The organism is Arthrobacter sp. 4R501 (assembly GCF_002929755.1).
GTDB lineage: Bacteria > Actinomycetota > Actinomycetes > Actinomycetales > Micrococcaceae > Arthrobacter.
The window spans coordinates 122,846-142,910 of record NZ_PJIW01000003.1; the positions used below are offsets into that span (position 1 = coordinate 122,846).

General features: G+C 64.5%; 17 protein-coding genes. 3 read left to right on the plus strand and 14 right to left on the minus strand.

Going from position 1 to position 20,065, the window contains the following annotated elements; translation table 11 throughout:
• Positions 1–103 precede the first annotated feature (103 nt).
• The 9 genes from CXR02_RS03535 to pdxT all read right to left on the minus strand — a co-directional run bounded on the left by CXR02_RS03535 (position 104) and on the right by pdxT (position 9,993).
• Positions 104–2,497, minus strand: coding sequence for a bifunctional (p)ppGpp synthetase/guanosine-3',5'-bis(diphosphate) 3'-pyrophosphohydrolase (locus CXR02_RS03535; RefSeq protein ID WP_104060750.1), 2,394 nt, complete (start codon positions 2,495–2,497; stop codon positions 104–106).
• A 137-nt stretch (positions 2,498–2,634) separates the two neighbouring features.
• Positions 2,635–3,657 carry a protein translocase subunit SecF gene (secF, locus tag CXR02_RS03540; RefSeq protein WP_104060751.1) on the minus strand — a complete coding sequence of 341 codons (1,023 nt, stop codon included), beginning with the start codon at positions 3,655–3,657 and terminating at the stop codon, positions 2,635–2,637.
• On the minus strand, positions 3,657–5,414 hold the full coding sequence (gene secD, locus CXR02_RS03545; protein WP_104060752.1) for a protein translocase subunit SecD: 1,758 nt from the start codon (positions 5,412–5,414) through the stop codon (positions 3,657–3,659). The genes secF and secD overlap by 1 nt, the downstream gene beginning before the upstream one ends.
• A gap of 111 nt (positions 5,415–5,525) precedes the next feature.
• Positions 5,526–5,912: a preprotein translocase subunit YajC gene (gene yajC / locus CXR02_RS03550; protein ID WP_104060753.1), complete on the minus strand. Its 387-nt coding sequence runs from the start codon at positions 5,910–5,912 to the stop codon at positions 5,526–5,528.
• Between the two features lie 181 nt (positions 5,913–6,093).
• Positions 6,094–7,182 carry a Holliday junction branch migration DNA helicase RuvB gene (gene ruvB, locus CXR02_RS03555; RefSeq protein ID WP_104060754.1) on the minus strand — a complete coding sequence of 363 codons (1,089 nt, stop codon included), beginning with the start codon at positions 7,180–7,182 and terminating at the stop codon, positions 6,094–6,096.
• On the minus strand, positions 7,175–7,819 hold the full coding sequence (gene ruvA / locus CXR02_RS03560) for a Holliday junction branch migration protein RuvA (RefSeq protein ID WP_104060755.1): 645 nt from the start codon (positions 7,817–7,819) through the stop codon (positions 7,175–7,177). Before ruvA ends, ruvB begins: the two co-directional genes overlap by 8 nt.
• A 90-nt stretch (positions 7,820–7,909) precedes the next feature.
• Positions 7,910–8,488, minus strand: a complete 579-nt coding sequence (gene ruvC, locus CXR02_RS03565) for a crossover junction endodeoxyribonuclease RuvC (protein ID WP_056340336.1) — start codon at positions 8,486–8,488, stop codon at positions 7,910–7,912.
• Between the two features lie 35 nt (positions 8,489–8,523).
• The gene (locus CXR02_RS03570; protein WP_058932337.1) at positions 8,524–9,279 is read right to left on the minus strand and encodes a YebC/PmpR family DNA-binding transcriptional regulator; all 756 of its coding nucleotides are present in this window, start codon (positions 9,277–9,279) and stop codon (positions 8,524–8,526) included.
• A 3-nt stretch (positions 9,280–9,282) separates the two neighbouring features.
• A complete protein-coding gene (pdxT, locus tag CXR02_RS03575; protein WP_056340341.1) occupies positions 9,283–9,993 on the minus strand; it encodes a pyridoxal 5'-phosphate synthase glutaminase subunit PdxT in 711 nt (236 codons plus the stop codon).
• Between the two features lie 90 nt (positions 9,994–10,083).
• Here pdxT and CXR02_RS03580 point away from each other — a divergent pair, with 90 nt between their 5' ends.
• Positions 10,084–11,376: a Mur ligase family protein gene (locus tag CXR02_RS03580; protein ID WP_104060756.1), complete on the plus strand. Its 1,293-nt coding sequence runs from the start codon at positions 10,084–10,086 to the stop codon at positions 11,374–11,376.
• A complete protein-coding gene (locus CXR02_RS03585; protein ID WP_104060757.1) occupies positions 11,373–12,140 on the plus strand; it encodes a type 1 glutamine amidotransferase in 768 nt (255 codons plus the stop codon). The genes CXR02_RS03580 and CXR02_RS03585 overlap by 4 nt, the downstream gene beginning before the upstream one ends.
• Positions 12,141–12,176: 36 nt before the next feature.
• Here CXR02_RS03585 and CXR02_RS03590 read toward each other — a convergent pair whose 3' ends face one another.
• Entirely contained in the window at positions 12,177–13,448 is a 1,272-nt protein-coding gene (locus CXR02_RS03590) for a CapA family protein (protein ID WP_104060758.1), read from the minus strand.
• A gap of 84 nt (positions 13,449–13,532) precedes the next feature.
• Between CXR02_RS03590 and CXR02_RS03595 the strand changes: the two genes are divergently transcribed.
• A complete protein-coding gene (locus CXR02_RS03595) occupies positions 13,533–15,545 on the plus strand; it encodes a M3 family metallopeptidase (protein ID WP_104060759.1) in 2,013 nt (670 codons plus the stop codon).
• 145 nt (positions 15,546–15,690) lie between these two features.
• Here the strand turns inward: CXR02_RS03595 and pdxS are convergent, their stop codons facing one another.
• The 4 genes from pdxS to thrS all read right to left on the minus strand — a co-directional run bounded on the left by pdxS (position 15,691) and on the right by thrS (position 19,989).
• Positions 15,691–16,617 (minus strand): pyridoxal 5'-phosphate synthase lyase subunit PdxS, encoded by a 927-nt coding sequence (gene pdxS / locus CXR02_RS03600; protein WP_104060760.1) that lies wholly within the window; start codon positions 16,615–16,617, stop codon positions 15,691–15,693.
• Positions 16,618–16,758: 141 nt separating this feature from the next.
• Positions 16,759–17,382 (minus strand): phosphatidylinositol phosphate synthase, encoded by a 624-nt coding sequence (gene pgsA, locus CXR02_RS03605; protein WP_104060761.1) that lies wholly within the window; start codon positions 17,380–17,382, stop codon positions 16,759–16,761.
• On the minus strand, positions 17,372–17,959 hold the full coding sequence (locus CXR02_RS03610) for an HIT domain-containing protein (RefSeq protein WP_056340364.1): 588 nt from the start codon (positions 17,957–17,959) through the stop codon (positions 17,372–17,374). The genes pgsA and CXR02_RS03610 overlap by 11 nt, the downstream gene beginning before the upstream one ends.
• Before the next feature lie 20 nt (positions 17,960–17,979).
• The gene (thrS, locus tag CXR02_RS03615) at positions 17,980–19,989 is read right to left on the minus strand and encodes a threonine--tRNA ligase (RefSeq protein ID WP_104060762.1); all 2,010 of its coding nucleotides are present in this window, start codon (positions 19,987–19,989) and stop codon (positions 17,980–17,982) included.
• Positions 19,990–20,065: the final 76 nt, after the last annotated feature.

Consider the following 20,065-nt stretch of genomic DNA (forward strand, 5'->3'; position numbering starts at 1 on the left):
GGCCCGTCCGGAGCGGGACGTGCGGCTGCGCCTGCTGATTCTGGCCATTGAGGCCAGCCCGCGGGTCCCCCACAAACGGGCCGCACTGGAAAAGCTGGCCTTGCTAGCTCCGGCGCTTGTTACCGGTGGTCCGGTAGACGTCGAACACGCCGTCGATGCGCCGCACGGCACTGAGAACGTGGCTGAGGTACTTGGGGTCGCCCATCTCGAAGGCGAACCTGGAGATGGCCACCCTGTCGGTGGAGGTGTTCACGCTGGCCGCCAGAATGTTGACGTGGTTCTCGGACAGGACACGCGTGACGTCCGAGAGCAGGGACTTCCGGTCCAGCGCCTCAACCTGGATCTCCACCAGGAAAACACTTGACTGAGTGGGTGCCCAGTCCACCTCGACAATCCTGTCGGGCTGGTCACGGAGATCCGAAATATTGGTGCAGTCCGTGCGGTGCACCGAAACCCCGGAGCCGCGGGTGACAAAGCCGAGAATCGGATCCGGCGGAACGGGCGTGCAACAGCGCGCGAGCTTCACCCAGACATCGCCAACGCCGCGCACCACCACGCCGGAATCGGAGAACTTGGTTTTGGCCACCTGCGTGGGGATGCTGACTTCAGTGATGTCGTCGTCAGTGCTCTCGTTGCCGCCCAGGCTTTCAACGAGTTTCTCCATGACCGACTGCGCTGACGTATGGCCGTCGCCAACGCCGGCGTAGAGGCCCGAGATGTCAAGGTACTTGAACTCGGCGGCTACCGCCGCGAGGGCCTCGTGCGTCATCAGGCGCTGCAGGGGCAGGTTCTGCTTGCGCATGGCCCGGGTCAGGAGTTCCTTGCCACGGTCGATCGCCTCCTCGCGGCGTTCCTTGCTGAACCACTGGCGGATCTTGTTCCGCGCACGCGCGCTCTTGACGAAATGCTGCCAGTCCTGGCTGGGCCCGGCACCTTCGGCCTTCGAGGTGAAGATCTCCACCCAGTCACCGTGGTTTAGCTCGCTGTTGAGCGGGACCAGCTTGCCGTTGACCCGTGCGCCGATGGTGCGGTGTCCCACCTCGGTGTGGACGGCGTAGGCAAAATCCACCGGAGTCGATCCGGCGGGCAGTGCCATGACCTCACCCTTGGGGGTAAAGACAAAAACTTCGCGGGCATTGATCTCAAACCGCAGCGAGTCCAGGAACTCCCCGGGATCGGACGTTTCCTGCTGCCAGTCCACCAGGGACCTCAGCCAGCCCATGTCACCGTCGCGGGGGCTGCCCGGCCCGACAGCCGTACGGCTGGGCTGATCCTTGTACTTCCAGTGGGCGGCCACACCGTACTCAGCACGGCGGTGCATTTCGTGGGTCCTGATCTGGATCTCCACGGGCTTGCCGCCGGGTCCGATCACCGTGGTGTGCAGCGACTGGTACATATTGAACTTGGGCATGGCAATGTAGTCTTTGAACCGCCCCGGCAGCGGGTTCCAGCGCGAATGCATGGTGCCCAGGGCGGCGTAACAGTCCCGGACCGAATCGACGAGTACACGGACGCCCATGAGGTCGTTGATGTCGTCGAAATCCTTGTCCCGGACGACCATCTTCTGGTAAATCGAGTAATAGTGCTTCGGCCTGCCGGTGATAGTGGCCTTGATCCGGGCAGTACGGAGATCCTCAGTGATCTGGTCCCGGATGACGCCGAGGCTTTTCTCCCGTTCCGGGGTGCGGTCGCCCACCATCCGGACGATTTCCTCATAGACCTTTGGATAGAGGGCCGCGAAGGACAGGTCCTCCAACTCCCATTTGATGGTGTTCATGCCCAGGCGGTGGGCCAGGGGCGCGAATATTTCCAGGGTTTCGCGGGCTTTTCGGGCCGATGACTCCGCGGAGACAAACCGCCAGGTCCGGGCGTTGTGGAGCCTGTCCGCGAGCTTAATCATCAGGACCCGGATGTCCTTGGCCATGGCCACAACCATCTTGCGGACGGTCTCCGACTGCGCGGCTTCACCAAAGCTGACTTTATCCAGCTTGGTGACGCCGTCCACCAGCATGGCAACCTCTGGACCGAAGTCCCTTTTGAGGTCCGCCAGGGTGTAAGGGGTGTCCTCGACCGTGTCGTGCAGCAGCGCCGCGGCGAGGGTGGTTCCGCTGAGGCCCAGCTCAGCGAGGATGGTGGCTACGGCCACGGGGTGGGTGATGTACGGATCACCGCTCTTGCGCTTCTGCCCACGGTGGCTCTGCTCAGCCACCTCGAAGGCGCGCTGAATAAGATCAAAATCTTCTTTGGGGTTGTTCGCACGGACGGTACGCAGCAGCGGCTCAAGAATGGGCGAATAGGTTGCCGTGCCGCGGCCGGTCAGCCGGGCCAGGCGGGAGCGAGTACGTTCGCGGCGTCCGGGAAATGTAGGGCGGGCGCCCGATTTGTCCACGGGAACAACCGGCGCCGGGTGTGCGGAAGCGGTCAGTCCGGTCTGAACTCCGTGTCCCGGACTGTTATCCCCGCCTGCCGTTGGCACCGATGCCGAACGTTCTTCCAATGAAGCACCCCTCACGACTGTTTAATTACCCCAGTCTATTCCCCCGCCAGTTCACTTATGTAACCGGCGCCTAAATGCGAAACGGGCCGGGCGACGTCGGTATTCCGACGCCGCCCGGCCCGCTGTGGTGCGAAAGGTCAGGCCCCTGCGGGCTCAGCCGATTCTTCGGTCCGGGAGTTGTTCGCGGACCTGCGGTGTTCAACGCGTTTCGCCTGCTTCACCAGGTCAGGTTCGTTCTGGCGCAGCCAGGCATACATCGGGGCAGCGATAAATATGGTCGCCGCCGTGCCGATCAGGATTCCGACGAACAGTGCCAGGGACAGGTCGCGCAGCGTGCCTGCCCCCAGCAGGCCGGCACCGATGAACAGGATGGCGCCGACCGGCAGGATGGCCACCATCATGGTGTTGATGGAACGCACCAGGGTCTGGTTGACCGCGAGGTTGACTTCCTCACCGAAAGTGCGGCGGGTGGACGCATCCATATCAGCAGTGTTTTCACGGATCTTGTCGAAGACCACCACCGTGTCATACAGCGAGTAGCTGAGCACCGTCAGGAACCCGATGATGGCAGACGGCGTTACCTCGAAATCGCTGAGGGCATACACGCCTGCGGTGATGAACATCGTCACCAGCATTCCAGCCATCGCGGACAGCGACATCTTCCACGTCCTGAAGTACAGCGCCATCAGCACTGCGGCCAGCGCCACAAAGACGATCAGGCCGATCAGGGCCTGCTTCGTGACATCCGCACCCCAGGTGGGTCCGATAAAGGTTGAGGTCACTTCGTTGTTGGTGACGCCGTAGGCCGAGGTGAGGCCTTCCTTGATCCTGAGGGTCTCGTCGTCCGTGAGCTTGTCCGTCTGGATGCGCATGGTGGTACCGGCGACATTGGCCACACGGGGAACGCTGCCGGCCACAACGTCTTCAACAACCTTTTCGCCAAGGGCCGAGTCGGTGCTCTGCACGTTGGAGACGGTGAACTCCGATCCGCCGCGGAATTCGATGCCAAGGTTGAAGCCGCCCTTGGCAACCGGGATGAGGATTGACAGTGCGACCGCCACCGCCGCGATGATGAACCACAGTTTCTTGGCACTGACGAAGTTGTAGGAGCGCTTCCCGGTGTAGAGCTCGTTGCCGAAATTGGCGAAGCTGCTGGACATTACTGGTTCTCCTTGGCTGCGCTCTTGGAGGAGCTGGTGAGCTGCTCCTGCTTTTCCGCGAGGCGGCGTTCTGCGATGGTCATGCGTCGTTCAGCCTCGGCGACCGCCCCGGTGTTTTTGGCGCGGACCACGGAGGGCTTGGCCTCAGGCGTGCGCAGGCGACCGGCGCCACGGTAGAGCGGCAAAACACCGAGCCGCTTGGGGTCAAGGCCGGAGAGCCGGTGGCCCTCCCCGAAGAACTTGGTGCGCGCCAGGACCTGCAGGGTGGGGTGCGTGAACATAAAGACCACGATGAGGTCGGCAATGGCCGTCAGACCCAGCGTGAATGCGAACCCGCGGACGTTGCCGACGGCAACAAAGTAAAGCACCAGCGCGGCCAGCAGGTTCACGGCCTTGGAGGCCAGCACAGTGCGCTTGGCCCGCTTCCAGCCGTTCTCCACGGCGGAGACCAATCCACGGCCTTCGCGGAGTTCATCGCGGATGCGTTCAAAGTAGACGATGAACGAGTCAGCGGTCTGGCCGATGGCGACGATGAGGCCGGCCACGCCGGCCAGGGAAAGCCGGTAGTTTTCAGTCCAGCCCAGGAGGGCAATGGCCAGATAAGTGAGCGCACCGGCCACCACCAGCGATGCAATGGTCACCAGGCCCAAGGCCCGGTACTGGAATAGTGAGTAGACCACCACCAGGAGCAAGCCGATGATGCCTGCGAGGAGGCCCATGCGCAGCTGTTCGCCACCCAAGGTGGCGGAGATCTGCTGGTCGCTTTGGATCTCGAAGCTGATGGGGAGCGCGCCGAAGCGTAGCTGGTCGGAAAGGACCTTGGCGGTCTGTTCGGTGAAGCCGCCGGTGATCTGCGGACGTCCGTCGGTGATGACTGCCAAGGACCGCGGCGCGGAAATGACCTGGTCGTCCAGAACGATGGCGAACTGGGACTTGGGGTCGTTGCCGGTCTCGCCGCCTGCTGCCACGTAGAACTGGTTCAGGCGTTCGGTGACTGTCTTGAACTTGGCGGTGCCTTCGTCGTCGAACTGGATGTTGACGGCCCAGTCGTTGGTCACAGCGCCCTGCGCACCCTGCTGGAGCTGGAAGGAGGACGTGACAATGTTGCCGCCCTTGACCTCCACCGGACCCAGGATGTACTTGATGGCCGGCGTGGTCTCCGTTGCCGGTTCGCAGGTAACCAGGGGTTTGGCGGGATCGGAGGCTTCCGGGCTCTCCGGCGCAGGATTGTTGCAGTCCATGGTTTCGAACTGCCGGTAGATGTCCGCGGTGATCCAGTTGATATCGCTGCCATTGGCGGGTTCTGCCGTGGGCTTCGGAAGCTGGTCTTCGGGGGTGAGGGATTCCGTGGGGACGGGCGCGCCGTCTCCGTTCAGCAATACCGGACGGAAGTTCATGTCCGCGGAGGCCTGGATCAGGTCCCGGGTTTCCTTCGTGGGTGTCCCCGGAAGGCTGACCACGACGTTGCGGCCGGACTGCGTGCTGATTTCCGCTTCGGCAACACCTGAACCATCCACGCGCTGGCGGATGATGGCTACGGCCTGGTTGAGCTGCTCTTCATTGATGTCCGAACCGCCCTCAACCTTGGGCGCCAGGATCATCTGGGTGCCACCCTCGAGGTCCAGCGCCAGCTTGGGTGCCCAGCTTGCCTGTCCGGCAAGGGTGCCGCCGGCCAGGACGGCGGTCAGCACGGCGAGGACTACGCCGAGCCACACCAGTACCCTCAGACCTGAGTTGTTAGGGCCAGTTCGTGCCATTGTCGATCTTTCTCTTATTTACGGAGGAACCACCGGCGGGAGCTATCAGTCCCACCGGCGGTTGTCCCCAGCCGTAGAGGTGTTGTAACGCGGGCTGCCGTGCGGCGAGGACTAGCTGTCCTTCTTGCCCTCGTCGTTGAGGCGCTTCAGGGTCTCGTCCGGGGTTTCGGCGGAAGCCGTCGGGGTGCCCGCTTCTTCAGTGGTCAGGGCGGAGGCGTCATCCGGGACGACCGGAGTCTCGGCTTCGACAGGCTCCACGATCTTGGTCACTGACTGGCGGTGGACGGTGGCCAGGTTCCCGGGCGAGAGTTCGAGGACAACCTTGTTCTCGGCGTCGTCCATGGAGACAATCCGGCCAAAGAGTCCGAAGCTTGTCATGACCTCAACACCAGGCTCGAACTGGGACTGCAGCGTTGCCTGCTGCTCCTTGGTCTTCTTGTTGCGGCGGAACATCATGAAGATAAAGATTCCGAGCATTGCGAACAAGACGATGTTCATTGGATCCACAGGGAAGATTCCGTTCTGTACTGGCGTATCGGGTGTTTGGCAGCGTCCGCGTCGTTCCCCGCTGCAGAAAATGTGCCGGCAAGGCAACGGCTCCTCGGAGCCGCCGCGGGAACACAGACCCGAACGTGCCGGGTGTCATACCAGTCTAAAGGGAAAAGCTGGGACGACAGTGCTATTGCCCGTTCGGTGCCCATTCAGGCGTGGACTCGGCGTTTTCCGAGTCCGGTTCGAACAGATCAAGCGGCTCCTGCCCGAAAACTCCGGCCGGTATGGCGAAGCCCAAGTGGGTCCAGGCCGGAGCCATGGCGATGCGACCCCTGGGCGTCCGGCCCAGCAGGCCTTCGCGCACCAGGAACGGTTCCGCCACCGTTTCCACGGTCTCGGTCTCCTCCCCCACCGCAATGGCCAGGGTGGAAAGTCCCACGGGTCCCCCGCCGAACTTCGTGATGAGTGCCTCCAGGACTGCCCGGTCCAGCCGGTCCAGGCCTCGCTTGTCCACTTCATACATGTCCAGGGCGGCGGAAGCGGCGCGGGCATCAATCTGCTCAATCCCATGCACGAGTGCCCAGTCCCGGACCCGGCGGAGCAGGCGGTTGGCTATACGCGGCGTACCACGGGACCGGCCGGCAATTTCGCTGAAGCCCGCAGAGTTGACCTTGAGGTCCAGCAGGCCGGCAGAGCGCCTGAGCACCAGTTCGAGCTCGGCCACACTGTAGAACTCCAAATGCCCGGTGAACCCGAACCTGTCCCGGAGCGGTCCTGGCAGCAGACCGGCGCGCGTGGTGGCACCCACCAGGGTGAAGGGCGGCAGTTCCAGCGGAATGGCGGTGGCCCCGGCGCCCTTGCCCACCACAATGTCCACACGGAAGTCTTCCATGGCCATGTACAGCATTTCCTCTGCCGGCCTGGACATCCGGTGGATCTCGTCCAGGAAGAGGACCTCCCCTTCGGAAAGGGAGGAAAGGATGGCGGCGAGGTCGCCGGCATGCTGGATGGCCGGACCGCTGCTGATCCGCAGTGGCGCGTTCATTTCAGCGGCCACGATCATGGCCAGGGTTGTTTTGCCCAGGCCTGGAGGGCCGGAAAACAGCACGTGGTCCGCGCTGCGCCCCCGCATCCGCGAGGCCTGCAGGACCAGCGAGAGTTGCCTGCGGACCCGGTGCTGGCCTACGAAGTCATCGAGGTTCTTCGGCCGGAGGGCGGCTTCGATCGCCCGTTCCTCGGGTTCCTCCCCTGCTGCCACCACAGAAGGCTCAGCCACGGCTGCCTACGCGGTTACCGGCCCGCGCGCCGTCCTGGCCCAGCCAGCGCAGCGTGGTCCGCAGGATCTCGGCCACATTGCCACGGAATTCCACCTCGGGATCGTCTGCAAGGGCCTTCTCGATACTGGCACCGGCATCCTTTTCCGACCACCCGAGGCTGGTCATCGCCGCCACCACTTGGGGCTTCCAGGCCGCTTCGGCTGGAGTGGACACGCCGGCGGCACCTGCCGTTCCGTGGGGCACCAGCTTGCCGGCCAGTTCCAGCACAATCCGGCCGGCCACCTTGGGGCCGATGCCTGGCACCTTGGTGAACGTCTTGCTGTCACTCGTGTGCGCGGCAACCCTGATCGCTTCAGGCTCGTGCACGGCGAGCACCGCCAGCGCGAGCCGCGGACCTACGCCGCTGACGCTGAGCAGGACATCGAAGACCTCGCGTTCGTCGTCGGTGGCAAAACCGAACAGGGTGAGGGAATCCTCGCGCACGATCAGCGACGTGAAGAGTTTGCCTTCCTCGCCGGTGCGGAGGCGGCTGAGGGTCTGCGGCGTGGCGTTGACGCTCATGCCCGCCCCGTTGAGGTCGATCACGGCAGCGGAAAGGCCAACGTGCGCTACGGTTCCGCGAAGGAAACTGATCAAAGCCGGGCTCCTGGTGTACTGCCGGGCTCTTGGGGGTAGGACCGGCTATCCGAACATATCTACGAATACCCTAGCAAGCGCCCCGGACATTCAGCGTGCGCGGCGCGCTTTCGCCTCGGCATCGGCCCACGCGCGCTGGGCCGGCGTAAGCGACAGGCTGCCGGGGCCGGTGGTGGCCACCGCGGCTCCGCTGCCCGCGCGCCAGGCGTGGGTGATGGCAAGTGCCAGGGCATCCGCAGCGTCCGCCGGCCGCGGCGGCGCGTCCAGCCTGAGGATTTTTGTAACGAGTTTGGTCACGGCTTCCTTGTTGGAGGTCCCGCTGCCGGTCACTGCTGCCTTCACTTCCGACGGCGTGTGCAGAGCCACCGGGATGCCGCGCCGGGCGGCAGCGGCAATCACGACGCCGGAGGCCTGCGCCACGCCCATCACCGTGCTGACGTTGAGCTGGGAAAAAACGCGTTCGACGGCGAGCACCTGGGGTTCGTAGCGGTCCAGCCACTCGTCGATGGCCAAGGCAATAACCAGCAGGCGCTGGTCCAGGGTCTCCTCGGGAGAGGTACCCACCACCCCGACTGCCACCATTGTGGCGCGCCTGTTCCGCTCGACGTCGACCACGCCGATGCCGCACCGGGTGAGGCCCGGGTCAACGCCCAATACGCGCAGGGTCACCCTGGGACATCCGCCTTAGGCCACAAAGCGGAAGGTCACTCCGCTTCCAGGGCGGCCTGGACTTCGTCGCTGAGATCGGCGTTGCTGTACACGTTCTGGACGTCGTCGAGCTCTTCCAGGGCGTCCACGAGCTTCATGAACTTCTTGGCGGCATCGAGGTCCAGCGGCACCTGCATGGACGGCACAAACTCGGCTTCGTCGGTCTCGTACTCGATTCCGGCTTCCTTGAGGGCGTCGCGGATGGCCTGGAGGTCGGTCGGCTCGGAGTGGATCTCGAAGCTTTCCCCGTTGTCCTTGACTTCCTCGGCTCCGGCGTCGAGGACGGCCATCAGGACGTCGTCCTCGCTCAGGCCGTTCTTCGGCAGCGAGACAACGCCCTTGCGGCTGAACAGGTAGCTGACCGAACCGGGATCGGCGATGGTGCCGCCGTTGCGGGAGATGGCCAGGCGGACCTCGGAGGCGGCACGGTTCTTGTTGTCCGTGAGGCACTCGATCAGCAGCGCCGAACCCTGCGGGCCGCGGCATTCGTACATAATCTCGGTGTAGTCGACCACTTCGCCGGTGAGGCCGGCGCCACGCTTGATGGCACGGTCGATGTTGTCGGCCGGAACGGAGGTCTTCTTGGCTTTGGTGACGGCGAGTTCCAGGCCCGGGTTGCCGGCGAGGTCCGGTCCGCCCATACGCGCGGCGACTTCGATGTTCTTGATCAGTTTGGCGAACGATTTTGCACGGCGGCTATCGAGGATGGCCTTCTTGTGCTTGGTAGTCGCCCATTTGGAGTGTCCAGACATGCTTTACGCGTCTCCTCTGATCATGCGGATAAAAAGTTCATGTACGCGTTTCTCCCCAGTCACTTCCGGGTGGAAGGAGGTGGCCAGCAGGTGGCCGGAACGCACTGCAACAATTCTAGCTGTCCCCGGCAGAGTCGCCGCGTGGGACGCGTGCTCAGGGTCTGCGGGCTCCACCTGTGCCAGTATCTCCACGCCGTCGCCGACGCGTTCCACCCAGGGGCCGCGGATAAACACTGCGTGTACCGGAGCGACACCGGATTCCGTGGCGCTGAAGTCCAGGCCCTTGAAATCCAGGTCCGTTTCGAAGGACTCGCGCTGCCGGCCAAAGGCGTTGCGCCGCACAGTGATGTCCAGGCCACCGAAGGTCTGTTGCGGGTGGCCGGCCAGGTCTGTGGCGGGATCGGCGATCTCGTCGGCGAGGAGGATCATGCCGGCACAGGAACCGTAGACCGGCAGTCCGTCGCGGATCCGGTCCTTCAACGGTCCGGCCAGCTCAAAGGCGCGGGCCAGCTTGTCGATGGCCGTGGATTCTCCGCCGGGAATGATGAGGCCGTCCAGGCCGTCCAGTTCGGAGGGGCGGCGGATTCCGACGCCGGCGGCACCCGCGGCTTCCACGGCCCGGAGGTGTTCGCGGAAGTCGCCCTGAAGTGCCAGGACGCCGATCCGGAGGCCCGAGCCCACGCGTGCAGAAGCAGCCGAAAGGGGGTTTGTCATCCAATCAGCATAATGTGCGCTGGTCCCGGGGCGGCGCCGGAAGCGCTTCCGGGAAGGGTTCTATGCCGTTGCTGGGATATATTACAGAGCATGCTTTACATCAGTGTTCCGCTCGGCAAGCTGGTCCGCCGGGTGTCCCGGCTCAGGGGCGGAGGGTCCGCGCTGCCCGGGCTGGTGGTCGAAAAAATCGATCCCGGCTTTATGCAGCGGACGCTCTCCACGCTCCCCCATGGCGTCGCCGTGGTGAGCGGAACCAACGGCAAAACCACCACCACCAAGATGGTGGTGGAACTCCTGGAAAGCCAGGGCCTGAAGGTCTTCACCAACCGCACCGGCAGCAATTTCACCCGCGGCGTGGCGGCGGCCCTGCTGGGCGAAGTGGACTGGCGCGGCAGGCTCAGGGCCGACGTCGCCGTGCTGGAGCTCGACGAAGCCCACGCCACGCATTTTGTGAACCGTGTTCCGCCGCGGTACAGCCTCCTGCTCAACGTCCTGCGTGACCAATTGGACCGGTTCGGCGAGATCGACAAAACGGCCCAGCTGCTGCAGCACATCGCCGACAAAACCACCGGAACAGTGGTCCTCAACCGGGAGGATCCGCGGGTGGCCCGCATCGCGGAAACCCTCACCGGCCAGGACGTCCAGTACTTCGGCCTGGACGATTCGCTCCTCAGCACGTTCCCCAACGACGACGACATGCGGGCAGCGCCCGGCAGCCCCGCCCCCGCAGCGCTCCCCCACAAGCCAGCGGCCGACGTCGTACTCCGCAAAGTGGGGCCGGACACCGCCGATTTTGAGTACGACGGCGCCACGGTCACCACCGCGATGAAGCTCCGCGGCGTCTACAACATCTTTAACGCGGCTGCGGCGCTGACCCTGGCCCGCAGCATCTGTGGCGGCGGTGCCGCCACAGCCGACCACTCCACCCTGCTCACGGCGCTGTCCCAGGTGGAGCCGGCGTTCGGCCGCGGCGAAAGCCTCACGGTGGACGGCCAGCCCCTGGACCTCGTCCTGGTGAAGAACCCCAGCGGTTTCCGGCTGGGACTGAAGTCCTTCCCCGCAGGCGGTTACGCCACCATGATCGCCATCAACGACAACTACGCCGACGGCCGGGACATGTCCTGGCTCTGGGACGTGGAATTCGATTCGCTCCGCGACGGCGGCGTGAACCAGCTGACAGGTTCCCGCGCCTACGACATGGCGCTGCGGCTACAGTATGACGACGTCCGGATCGGCGGGGTCCAGCCGGAGATCGCGCCCGCACTCGCCGCGTTCATCCGGGACGCCAAGGGCAAACCGAAGCGGATCTTCTGCACCTACACAGCCATGCTGGCCATCCGCCGCGAGCTGTCCAAAATCACCACAGTGGAGGTGGTCTCATGACCGCTGAATCAACCGGCATCGGGCCGGACGGCGTCGAACAGAATTCCAAGGGGACCATCCGGGTCCTGCAGCTCTACCCGCGGGACATGAACATCTACGGCGACTGGGGCAACGCCCTGGTCCTCAAGCAGCGGATCAGCTGGCACGGCTACACCCCGGAGCTGTTGGAGTACAACGTCGGCGACGAATTTCCCGCCGATGTTGACCTGGTTGTCGGGGGCGGCGGCCAGGACAGCGGACAGCTGGTCATCAAGGACGACCTGCAGTCGCAGGCCGGCGTCCTCACGAAGCTGGCCGAGGACGGCGCACCCATGCTGGTGATCTGCGGGCTGTACCAGCTGTTCGGGCGCTTCTTCAAGACCCGTTTAGGCTCGGTCATACCGGGCATCGGTGTCCTGGACGTGGAGACACACGGCACGGACGAGCGCCTGATCGGAAACGTACGGGTGGCCACCGAAGAGTTCGGCGAGGTGCTGGGATACGAGAACCACAGCGGGCAGACCACGCTGGGTGCGGGCGTCCGGCCGTTGGGGACCACCGCGAAGGGAACCGGCAACAACAGCAGCGACGGTCACGAGGGCGCACGCTACAAGAATGTCGTGGCCAGCTACTTACACGGTTCGCTGCTGCCCAAGAACCCTGCCATCGCCGACTTCCTCATCAGGACCGCTGCCGAGCGCAAATACGGCACCTTCACGGCCGGCGCCCCGGACGACCGCTACGCGGTGCTGGCCAGGGAGCACGCAACGCGCCGTACGCGCTGAGTAGCGCTGCGCGGACGATTTCCCCGTCGAACTGTCTCAGGGATCCTTAGTGATCAGCAGTTCGTGCGCGCCGGCAGCGGCCGCGCCCATCGAGTCGACCACCGTGGCGGTCCTCACCCTGGTGGCGGCGTCGGCCTCGGGAGTTGCACAGACGCCCTGCGGTGCATCGGTTGCCACCGAGCACCAGCGGTACGGATCGCGGACAATCACCGAGGGGGCCCAGGCCAGGTCCGACGCCGTCCACTTCCCGGCTGCGTCCTGGCTGAACTGTGCCCGCACCAGCAATCCCTCGTTGTTCACCACGTACCAGGGCGATAGTTCGGTGACTCCGTTGCCCAGGCCGTAGACGATCCAGGTTCCCTTGTAGTTTTCGATGGGCAGCACCGAGTGGGTGTGGTGGCCGTAGATCATGGTGAACTGGCCGCTGTCCACCAGGGCGTGGGCCACCTCCTGCTGCTGGGCGTTGGCTTCACTGGCATACTCGTCGCCGGCGTGCATGGCACCGAGCACGATGTCCGCGCCGAGCGCCCTTGCCTTCACGGCCTTGGCGATCATGGTGGGCGCATCCAGCATGTCCACCTGCCAGTCGTATTCAGGGTATTGGCCGTTGAGCCCGTAGGTTCCCTGGATGATGGCAATCTTGGCGGCGTTGGTCTGCAGGATCAGGATTCCCTGCGACTCGGTCTGGGTGCGGTAGGAACCGGTGTGCTTCAGCCCCGCCGCATCCAGGGCGTCCAGGGTACGCAGTACTCCGTCCGTGCTTCGGTCGATCGTGTGGTTGCTCGCGGTGGTGCAAGCCTGGTACCCCACCGCCTTAGCGGCTGTGATGATCTGCGGCGGGACGTTGAATGACGGGTACGCGGAGAACGGGCCATCGGGCCCGGCCACGGGCGTTTCCTGGTGGCAGACAGCGAGGTCGCTGGCGTGGATGTACTTTCGTTGGCCTTCGAGGAGCGGGGTGAAGTCCAGCCTTGGTTTGCCTGCTGCGGCAGCATCGTCGCGGGCCTGTTGCCAGAGTTGGGTGTGGACCAGCATGTCGCCGGTCACGATGACGGACGTGCACCGCAGCGTGGGGCAGGCGGGCCCCGCGCCGGGGGTGGGAGTGGGCGTCGGGGTGGGGGTCGCCGTCGGGCTTGGCTGCCTTGTCCCGGCGCCGGTAGTCGCGGCTGCACCGGAGGACGGAACAGTCTGTTCGGCGACCAGGCCGCATCCTGCCAGCAGGGCAGCGGCCAGGAAGCCGGCGGACACCGCAGCAGCGGAACGAACAGCAACAGCGCGCACCGACGCAGCGCCCAACCTTTTCCCCATAGGCGTCATTGTAGGTCTGGCCGCCGCGCAAATTCGGCAAAGCCGCGCGTTGAGAAGCATGCGCCAGTATGAAAGGTTAGCGTGATGACGAATCCCCTCCTCAGCGCCAGCGCCCTCCCCTATAAGCTGCCGCCTTTTGCCCGGATCAAACCATCCGATTACGCCGGTGCCATCGACGCTGGCCTGGCGGAACATCTGGTGGAAATCCAGGCGATCGTGGACAACCCGGCGCCGGCGGACTTCGAGAACACGGCCCTGGCCATGGAGGAGTCCGGCCAACTGCTCCAGCGGGCGGCCGACTCCTTCTTCACCCTTGCCTCAGCCGACGCAACAGACGAAATCCGTGACCTGGAAACCGAACTCTCACCCCGCATTTCGGCGCATCAGGACGAGATCTACCTCAACCGGGCGCTGTTCGACAGGTTCGCGGCGATTGACACCTCCGGGCATGACGGTGAGTCCGTCCGGCTCGTGGAGGAGTACGTGAAGGAATTCCGCCAGTCCGGGATCCAGCTCGAAAAGCCGGGCCAGGAACGGCTGAAGGAAATCAACGCAGAGCTGTCCAAACTGGGCACGGAGTTTGGCCAGCGGGTCAAGGAGGCCATGAAATCTTCTGCCTTGCTGCTGGACACAGCAGCCGAACTGGCCGGCTTGCCGGCAGACGATGTCGCCAGCGCCGCTGAGGCGGCCCGCGCCGTTGGCCACGACGGAAAATTCCTGCTGACGCTGATCCAGCCCAGCAACCAGCCTGCCCTGGCTGCCCTCGAAAACCGGAACGTCCGCCGTCGGCTGTTTGAAGCTTCCACCGGCCGGGGCAGTGACGGCGGCAGCCTGGACGTCCTGGAACTGGCCAGGTCGACGGCACGCCTGCGCGCTGAAAAGGCAGCCCTTCTGGGTTTCGCCAACTATGCCGAACTCGTGGTGGACCGCCAGACAGCCCGCGACTTCGACGCGGTCCAGTCCATGCTGACCAGGCTGGCCCCGGCGGCTGTGCGCAATGCCGACGCCGAGGCTGCTGCCCTGACCGAGGCGGCAGGGCATCCGCTGGAGGCCTGGGACTGGGCGTTTTACTCAGCCAAGGTGCGGCGGGAAAAGTACGCCGTGGACGAGCAGGCACTCCGCCCCTATTTCGAGCTGGAACGCGTGCTCCGGGACGGCGTCTTCTTCGCCGCCACATCCCTCTTCGGCATCACGTTCCACGAACGCAAGGACCTCGCAGGCTACCACCCGGACGTCCGCGCCTGGGAAGTCCGGGACCAGGACGGCAGCGGACTGGGATTGTTCCTGGGCGACTACTACACCCGCGAATCCAAGCGGGGCGGCGCCTGGATGAACTCGCTGGTGGACCAGTCGGGCCTGCTGGGCACCCGGCCCGTGGTGATCAACAACCTCAACATCTCCAAGCCGCCGGCGGGCGAGCCCACACTCCTGACGCTGGACGAGCTACGCACCACGTTCCACGAGTTCGGACACGCACTCCACGGCTTGTTGTCGAACGTGACGTATCCACGGTTCGCCGGGACTGCTGTCCCCCGTGACTTTGTGGAATACCCGTCGCAGGTCAACGAGATGTGGATCCTGTGGCCGGAGGTGCTTGCCAATTATGCCCGGCACCACGCCACCGGCGAACCGCTTCCGCAGCAGGTGGTGGACAAGCTGAACGACTCACGGCTCTGGGGCGAAGGCTTCGGGACCACAGAATACCTCGGTGCCGCGCTGCTGGACCTGGCCTGGCATGTGCTGGACGAAACCGAAATCCCCGACGACGTCCTGGCGTTTGAGGCGAAGTCCCTCGCGGCCGCGGGCGTGGCCCATGCCCTGATCCCGCCGCGTTACCGCACCGGCTATTTCCAGCACATCTTCGCTGGAGCTGGCTATGCGGCCGGCTACTACTCGTACATCTGGAGTGAGGTGCTGGATGCCGAAACCGTGGACTGGTTCACCGAGAACGGCGGCCTAACACGCGACAACGGTGAACGCTTCCGCCAGGAGCTGCTCTCGCGCGGCAACAGCAGGGACCCGCTGGAATCCTTCCGCACGCTCCGCGGACGCGACGCAACGCTGGAGCCCCTGCTGAAACGCCGCGGCCTCGACTAACGCACCACTCCCCCAACTGACTGGCACTTAACGTCGTGAAAAGCGAATTTCGCGACGTTAACTGCGAGTCAGATGGGTTTAGCGGACGACGGCGGCGGGCCACCTTCGAAAAGTGACCCGCCGCCGTCGTACTGCTTTGGAGCTGTTACCAGCCGCGCTCGGAGAGGCGGTGCGGCTGCGGGATCTCGTCGACGTTGATGCCCACCATGGCCTCGCCGAGGCCGCGGGAGGCCTTGGCGATAACGTCGGGGTCATCGAAGAACGTGGTGGCCTTGACCACGGCAGCGGCACGCTGGGCCGGGTTGCCGGACTTGAAGATGCCCGAACCGACGAACACGCCGTCGGCGCCGAGCTGCATCATCATCGCAGCGTCGGCCGGGGTGGCGATGCCGCCCGCGGTGAACAGCACCACGGGGAGCTTGCCGGCGGCGGCAACTTCCTTGACCAGTTCGTACGGGGCCTGCAGCTCCTTGGCCGCGACGTAAAGCTCGTCCTCGGCCAAGGCGGAAAGCTTGGCGATCTCGGCGCGGATCTGGCGCATGTGGCCGGTGGCGTTGGAGACGTCGCCGGTGCCGGCCTCACCCTTGGAACGGATCATGGCCGCGCCTTCGTTGATGCGGCGCAGCGCCTCACCAAGGTTCGTGGCGCCACAGACGAAGGGAACCTTGAAGTTCCACTTGTCGATGTGGTGGACGTAGTCGGCCGGGGTCAGGACCTCGGACTCGTCAATGTAGTCCACGCCTAACGACTGCAGGACCTGGGCCTCTACGAAGTGGCCGATCCGGGCCTTGGCCATGACCGGGACGGACACGGCTGCGATGATCTTGTCGATCATGTCCGGGTCCGACATCCGGGACACGCCGCCCTGGGCACGGATATCAGCCGGTACGCGTTCCAGCGCCATCACTGCAACGGCACCGGCGTCTTCGGCGATGCGGGCCTGTTCAACGTTGACGACGTCCATGATGACGCCGCCCTTGAGCATCTCAGCCATGCCGCGCTTGACGCGGTTGCTGCCCGTGACGCTGTTCGCGGACGAACCGGCTTCGCTGCTTACATCAGGTGTAGACACAAAAACCCCTATGGGTAGATAGATGATCTTCGCCGGGCGTGAGGGCGGCAAGAAACCGAAGGTACACGCACCGGGTTGCCGGATCCATTGACCGGGCAGTCACAATACTAGTCCCACGGCAGGCGGCGGGCTTAATCAGGCTTAATCCGAAGCTGCGGACTCCGCAAAGGCCTGGCGGTGGACGGTGGCTACGCGCTGGATGATCGTGATGAGGCTGGCCAGGGCCAGGAGTCCAAGCGTCACCAGAAGAACCACCGGGGGCAATCCCAGGCCGGTAAATCCGGTGACCACGAGCACCGAAACCAGTCTCTCGGCGCGCTCGGCGATGCCCACATTCGCCGTGAAGCCAAGGGATTCGGCCTTGGACCGCGCATACGAGACCACCATGCCCAAAACGAGGCACAGCATGGCGGCGACGGCGATGGCGTAATGGTCGCCCCCGGTGAAGAACCAGATGGCCACACCCGCGAACAGCGCGCCGTCGGCGATCCTGTCCAGGGTGGAATCCAGGAAGTTTCCCCAGCGGCCGCCGGTGTCCCGCAGCCGGGCCATAATGCCGTCAAGCACGTCCGAGAAAATGAACGCGGTAATGAACAGGGTCCCCCACCAGAGCTGGCCGAGGGGGTAGAAGACCAACGCACCCACCACCACCCCGGCGGTTCCGATGACCGTCACAGCATCAGGGGAAACACCGATTTTCAGGAGCCAGCGCGCAAGCGGAGTGAAAAGCGCGGTGAAAAACCCGCGCGCATGCCTATTCAGCATCCGTCTCCCCGGGCCAGGCCTCTGCAACCTGTTGGCGGACTTCATCCAGGGTCTGCGTGATGGCCTTGGTCTGGGCAATGATGGGGAAGAAGTTGCCGTCCCCGCCCCAGCGCGGCACGATGTGCTGGTGCAGGTGCGCGGCGATTCCTGCCCCGCCCACTACGCCCTGGTTCATGCCGAGGTTGAACCCGCCCGGGTTCGCCACCTTGCGCAGGACCCGCATGGCCGTCTGGGTGATCTCCGCAAATTCCGCGGTCTCTTCCACCGTGAGGTCCGTGTAGTCCGGGACATGCCGGTACGGGCAGACCAGGAGGTGCCCCGGATTGTAGGGAAACAGGTTGAGGACCACGTAACAGGTCTTGCCCCGGTAGACGATCAGGGCTTCCTCGTCAGTCCGGCCCGGACCCACGCAGAAGGGACAGTCGTTCTCGTTCTTGAACTGGTGCTGGCCGCCCTTGATGTAGGCCATCCGGTGCGGAGTCCACAGGCGCTGGAAAGCATCCGGCACGCCCGCGAGCTCAAAGTCATCTGTCACGCCGGCATCCCCTGGATAGCCTGCGCCTGTGTTCTCCTGCACCGTGTTCTTATCCGTTTCCGCTAGCTGGTCCGGTTACGGACGGCTTCCGTGATTCGCTTGACGGCCTCGGCCACCGGCACGCCGTTGTCCTGGCTCCCGTCACGGAAACGGAAGGACACCGCGCCCGCCTCGGCGTCGTCGCCGCCGGCGATCAGGACAAACGGGATCTTGTCCTTGCTGGCGGTGCGGATCTTCTTGGGGAACCTGTCTGAGGACGTGTCCACCTCTGCGCGGATGCCCGCCGCCTTGAGCTGGTCAACGACGTCGAACATGTATTCGTTGAACGTTTCGGCTACCGGGATGCCCACCACCTGCACGGGGGAAAGCCACGCGGGGAACGCGCCGGCGTAGTGCTCGGTGAGGACACCCATGAACCGCTCGATGGAACCGAAGAGCGCACGGTGGATCATCACAGGACGCTGGCGCGTGCCGTCGGCTGCCTGGAATTCCAGCTCGAAGCGTTCCGGGAGGTTGAAGTCCAACTGGATGGTGGACATCTGCCAGGTTCGCCCGAGTGCATCCTTGGTCTGGACGGAGATCTTCGGGCCGTAGAAGGCCGCGCCGCCCGGATCCGCGACGAGTTCCAGGCCGGATTCCTCAGCCACTTCGGCGAGTGTCCGGGTGGCTTCTTCCCAGGCTGCGTCTTCGCCGACGTACTTCTCCGGGTCCTTGGTGGACAGCTCCAGGTAGAAGTCGTTCAGGCCGTAGTCCTTCAGCAGGTCGAGCACGAACTTCAGGGTCTTGGTGAGTTCGTCCTTCATCTGCTCGCGGGTGCAGTAGATGTGGGCGTCGTCCTGTGTCATGCCACGGACCCGGGTCAGGCCGTGTACCACGCCGGACTTTTCGTACCGGTAGACCGAACCGAATTCGAAGAGACGCAGGGGCAGTTCGCGGTAGGACCGTCCACGCGAGCGGAAGATCAGGTTGTGCATGGGGCAGTTCATCGGCTTCAGGTAGTAGTCCTGGCCGGGCTTGCGAACGGTGCCGTCGTCGTTAAGTTCCGCGTCCACATGCATGGCCGGGAACATGCCTTCCTTGTACCAGTCCAGGTGGCCCGAGACTTCGTACAGGTGGCCCTTGGTGATGTGGGGCGTGTAGACGAACTCATAGCCGGCGTCGACGTGGCGCTGGCGGGAGTAGTCCTCCATCTCCTTGCGGATAATGCCGCCCTTGGGGTGGAACACCGGCAGGCCGGAGCCCAGCTCGTCAGGGAAGGAGAACAGGTCAAGTTCGACGCCGAGCTTGCGGTGGTCGCGCCGCTCGGCCTCGGCGATGCGCTCCTGGTAAGCCTTGAGCGCGTCCTTGGTGGGCCAGGCGGTGCCGTAGATGCGCTGCAGCTGCTGGTTCTTCTGGTTGCCCAGCCAGTACGCGGAGGAGGACCGGGTCAGGGCGAAGGCGTTGGAGATGAGCTTGGTGTTGGGCAGGTGCGGGCCGCGGCAGAGGTCGCACCAGACCGTGGTGCCCTCTTTGCGCTCGACATTGTTGTAGATGGTGATGTCGCCGGCGCCGACCTCGACGTTGACGCCCTCGCCGGCTTCGGCGGCGTTGTTCTTCTTGCCCAGGAGTTCGAGCTTGTAGGGCTCGTTCTTCATGGCCTCGCGGGCCTCGTCCTCGCTGACCACGCGGCGGACGAACTTCTGGTTCTGGTTGACGATCTTGAGCATCATCTTCTCGAGGGTCTTGAGGTCCTCGGGGGTGAACGGTTCAGCGACGTCGAAGTCGAAGTAGAAGCCGTCGGTGATGTACGGGCCGATGCCCAGCTTGGCGTCCGGGCGCAGCTGCTGCACGGCCTGGGCCATGACGTGGGCGGTGGAGTGGCGGAGGACGTCCAGGCCGTCCGGGGAATCGATGGTGACGCCCTCGATCTCGGCGCCCTCGGGCAGCTCCTGGTCCAGGTCCTTCAGCTCGCCGTTGACGCGGGCAACAACAACGTCGCGGCGCTCAAAGAAGAGTTCCGCACCGGTTGTCCCGGTAGTCACCTTGGTCTCTTCGCCATCGACGATGAGGGTGATCTGCTGGGCATCTGACACGGGTGTCTCCTATTCAAAGTTTTAGGCTTCATAGCTTGCGGCGTACGGGGACCACAGCCAGCCATCGTCAATGCTA

What these genes read in the sequence shown, in the direction of transcription:
- secF (WP_104060751.1), bottom strand. Translation starts at nt 3,657, where the DNA reads ATGTCCAGCAGCTTCGCCAATTTCGGCAACGAGCTCTACACCGGGAAG.
- secD (WP_104060752.1), bottom strand. Translation starts at nt 5,414, where the DNA reads ATGGCACGAACTGGCCCTAACAACTCAGGTCTGAGGGTACTGGTGTGG.
- yajC (WP_104060753.1), bottom strand. Translation starts at nt 5,912, where the DNA reads ATGAACATCGTCTTGTTCGCAATGCTCGGAATCTTTATCTTCATGATG.
- CXR02_RS03570 (WP_058932337.1), bottom strand. Translation starts at nt 9,279, where the DNA reads ATGTCTGGACACTCCAAATGGGCGACTACCAAGCACAAGAAGGCCATC.
- pdxT (WP_056340341.1), bottom strand. Translation starts at nt 9,993, where the DNA reads ATGACAAACCCCCTTTCGGCTGCTTCTGCACGCGTGGGCTCGGGCCTC.
- CXR02_RS03580 (WP_104060756.1), top strand. Translation starts at nt 10,084, where the DNA reads ATGCTTTACATCAGTGTTCCGCTCGGCAAGCTGGTCCGCCGGGTGTCC.
- CXR02_RS03585 (WP_104060757.1), top strand. Translation starts at nt 11,373, where the DNA reads ATGACCGCTGAATCAACCGGCATCGGGCCGGACGGCGTCGAACAGAAT.
- CXR02_RS03590 (WP_104060758.1), bottom strand. Translation starts at nt 13,448, where the DNA reads ATGGGGAAAAGGTTGGGCGCTGCGTCGGTGCGCGCTGTTGCTGTTCGT.
- CXR02_RS03595 (WP_104060759.1), top strand. Translation starts at nt 13,533, where the DNA reads ATGACGAATCCCCTCCTCAGCGCCAGCGCCCTCCCCTATAAGCTGCCG.
- pgsA (WP_104060761.1), bottom strand. Translation starts at nt 17,382, where the DNA reads ATGCTGAATAGGCATGCGCGCGGGTTTTTCACCGCGCTTTTCACTCCG.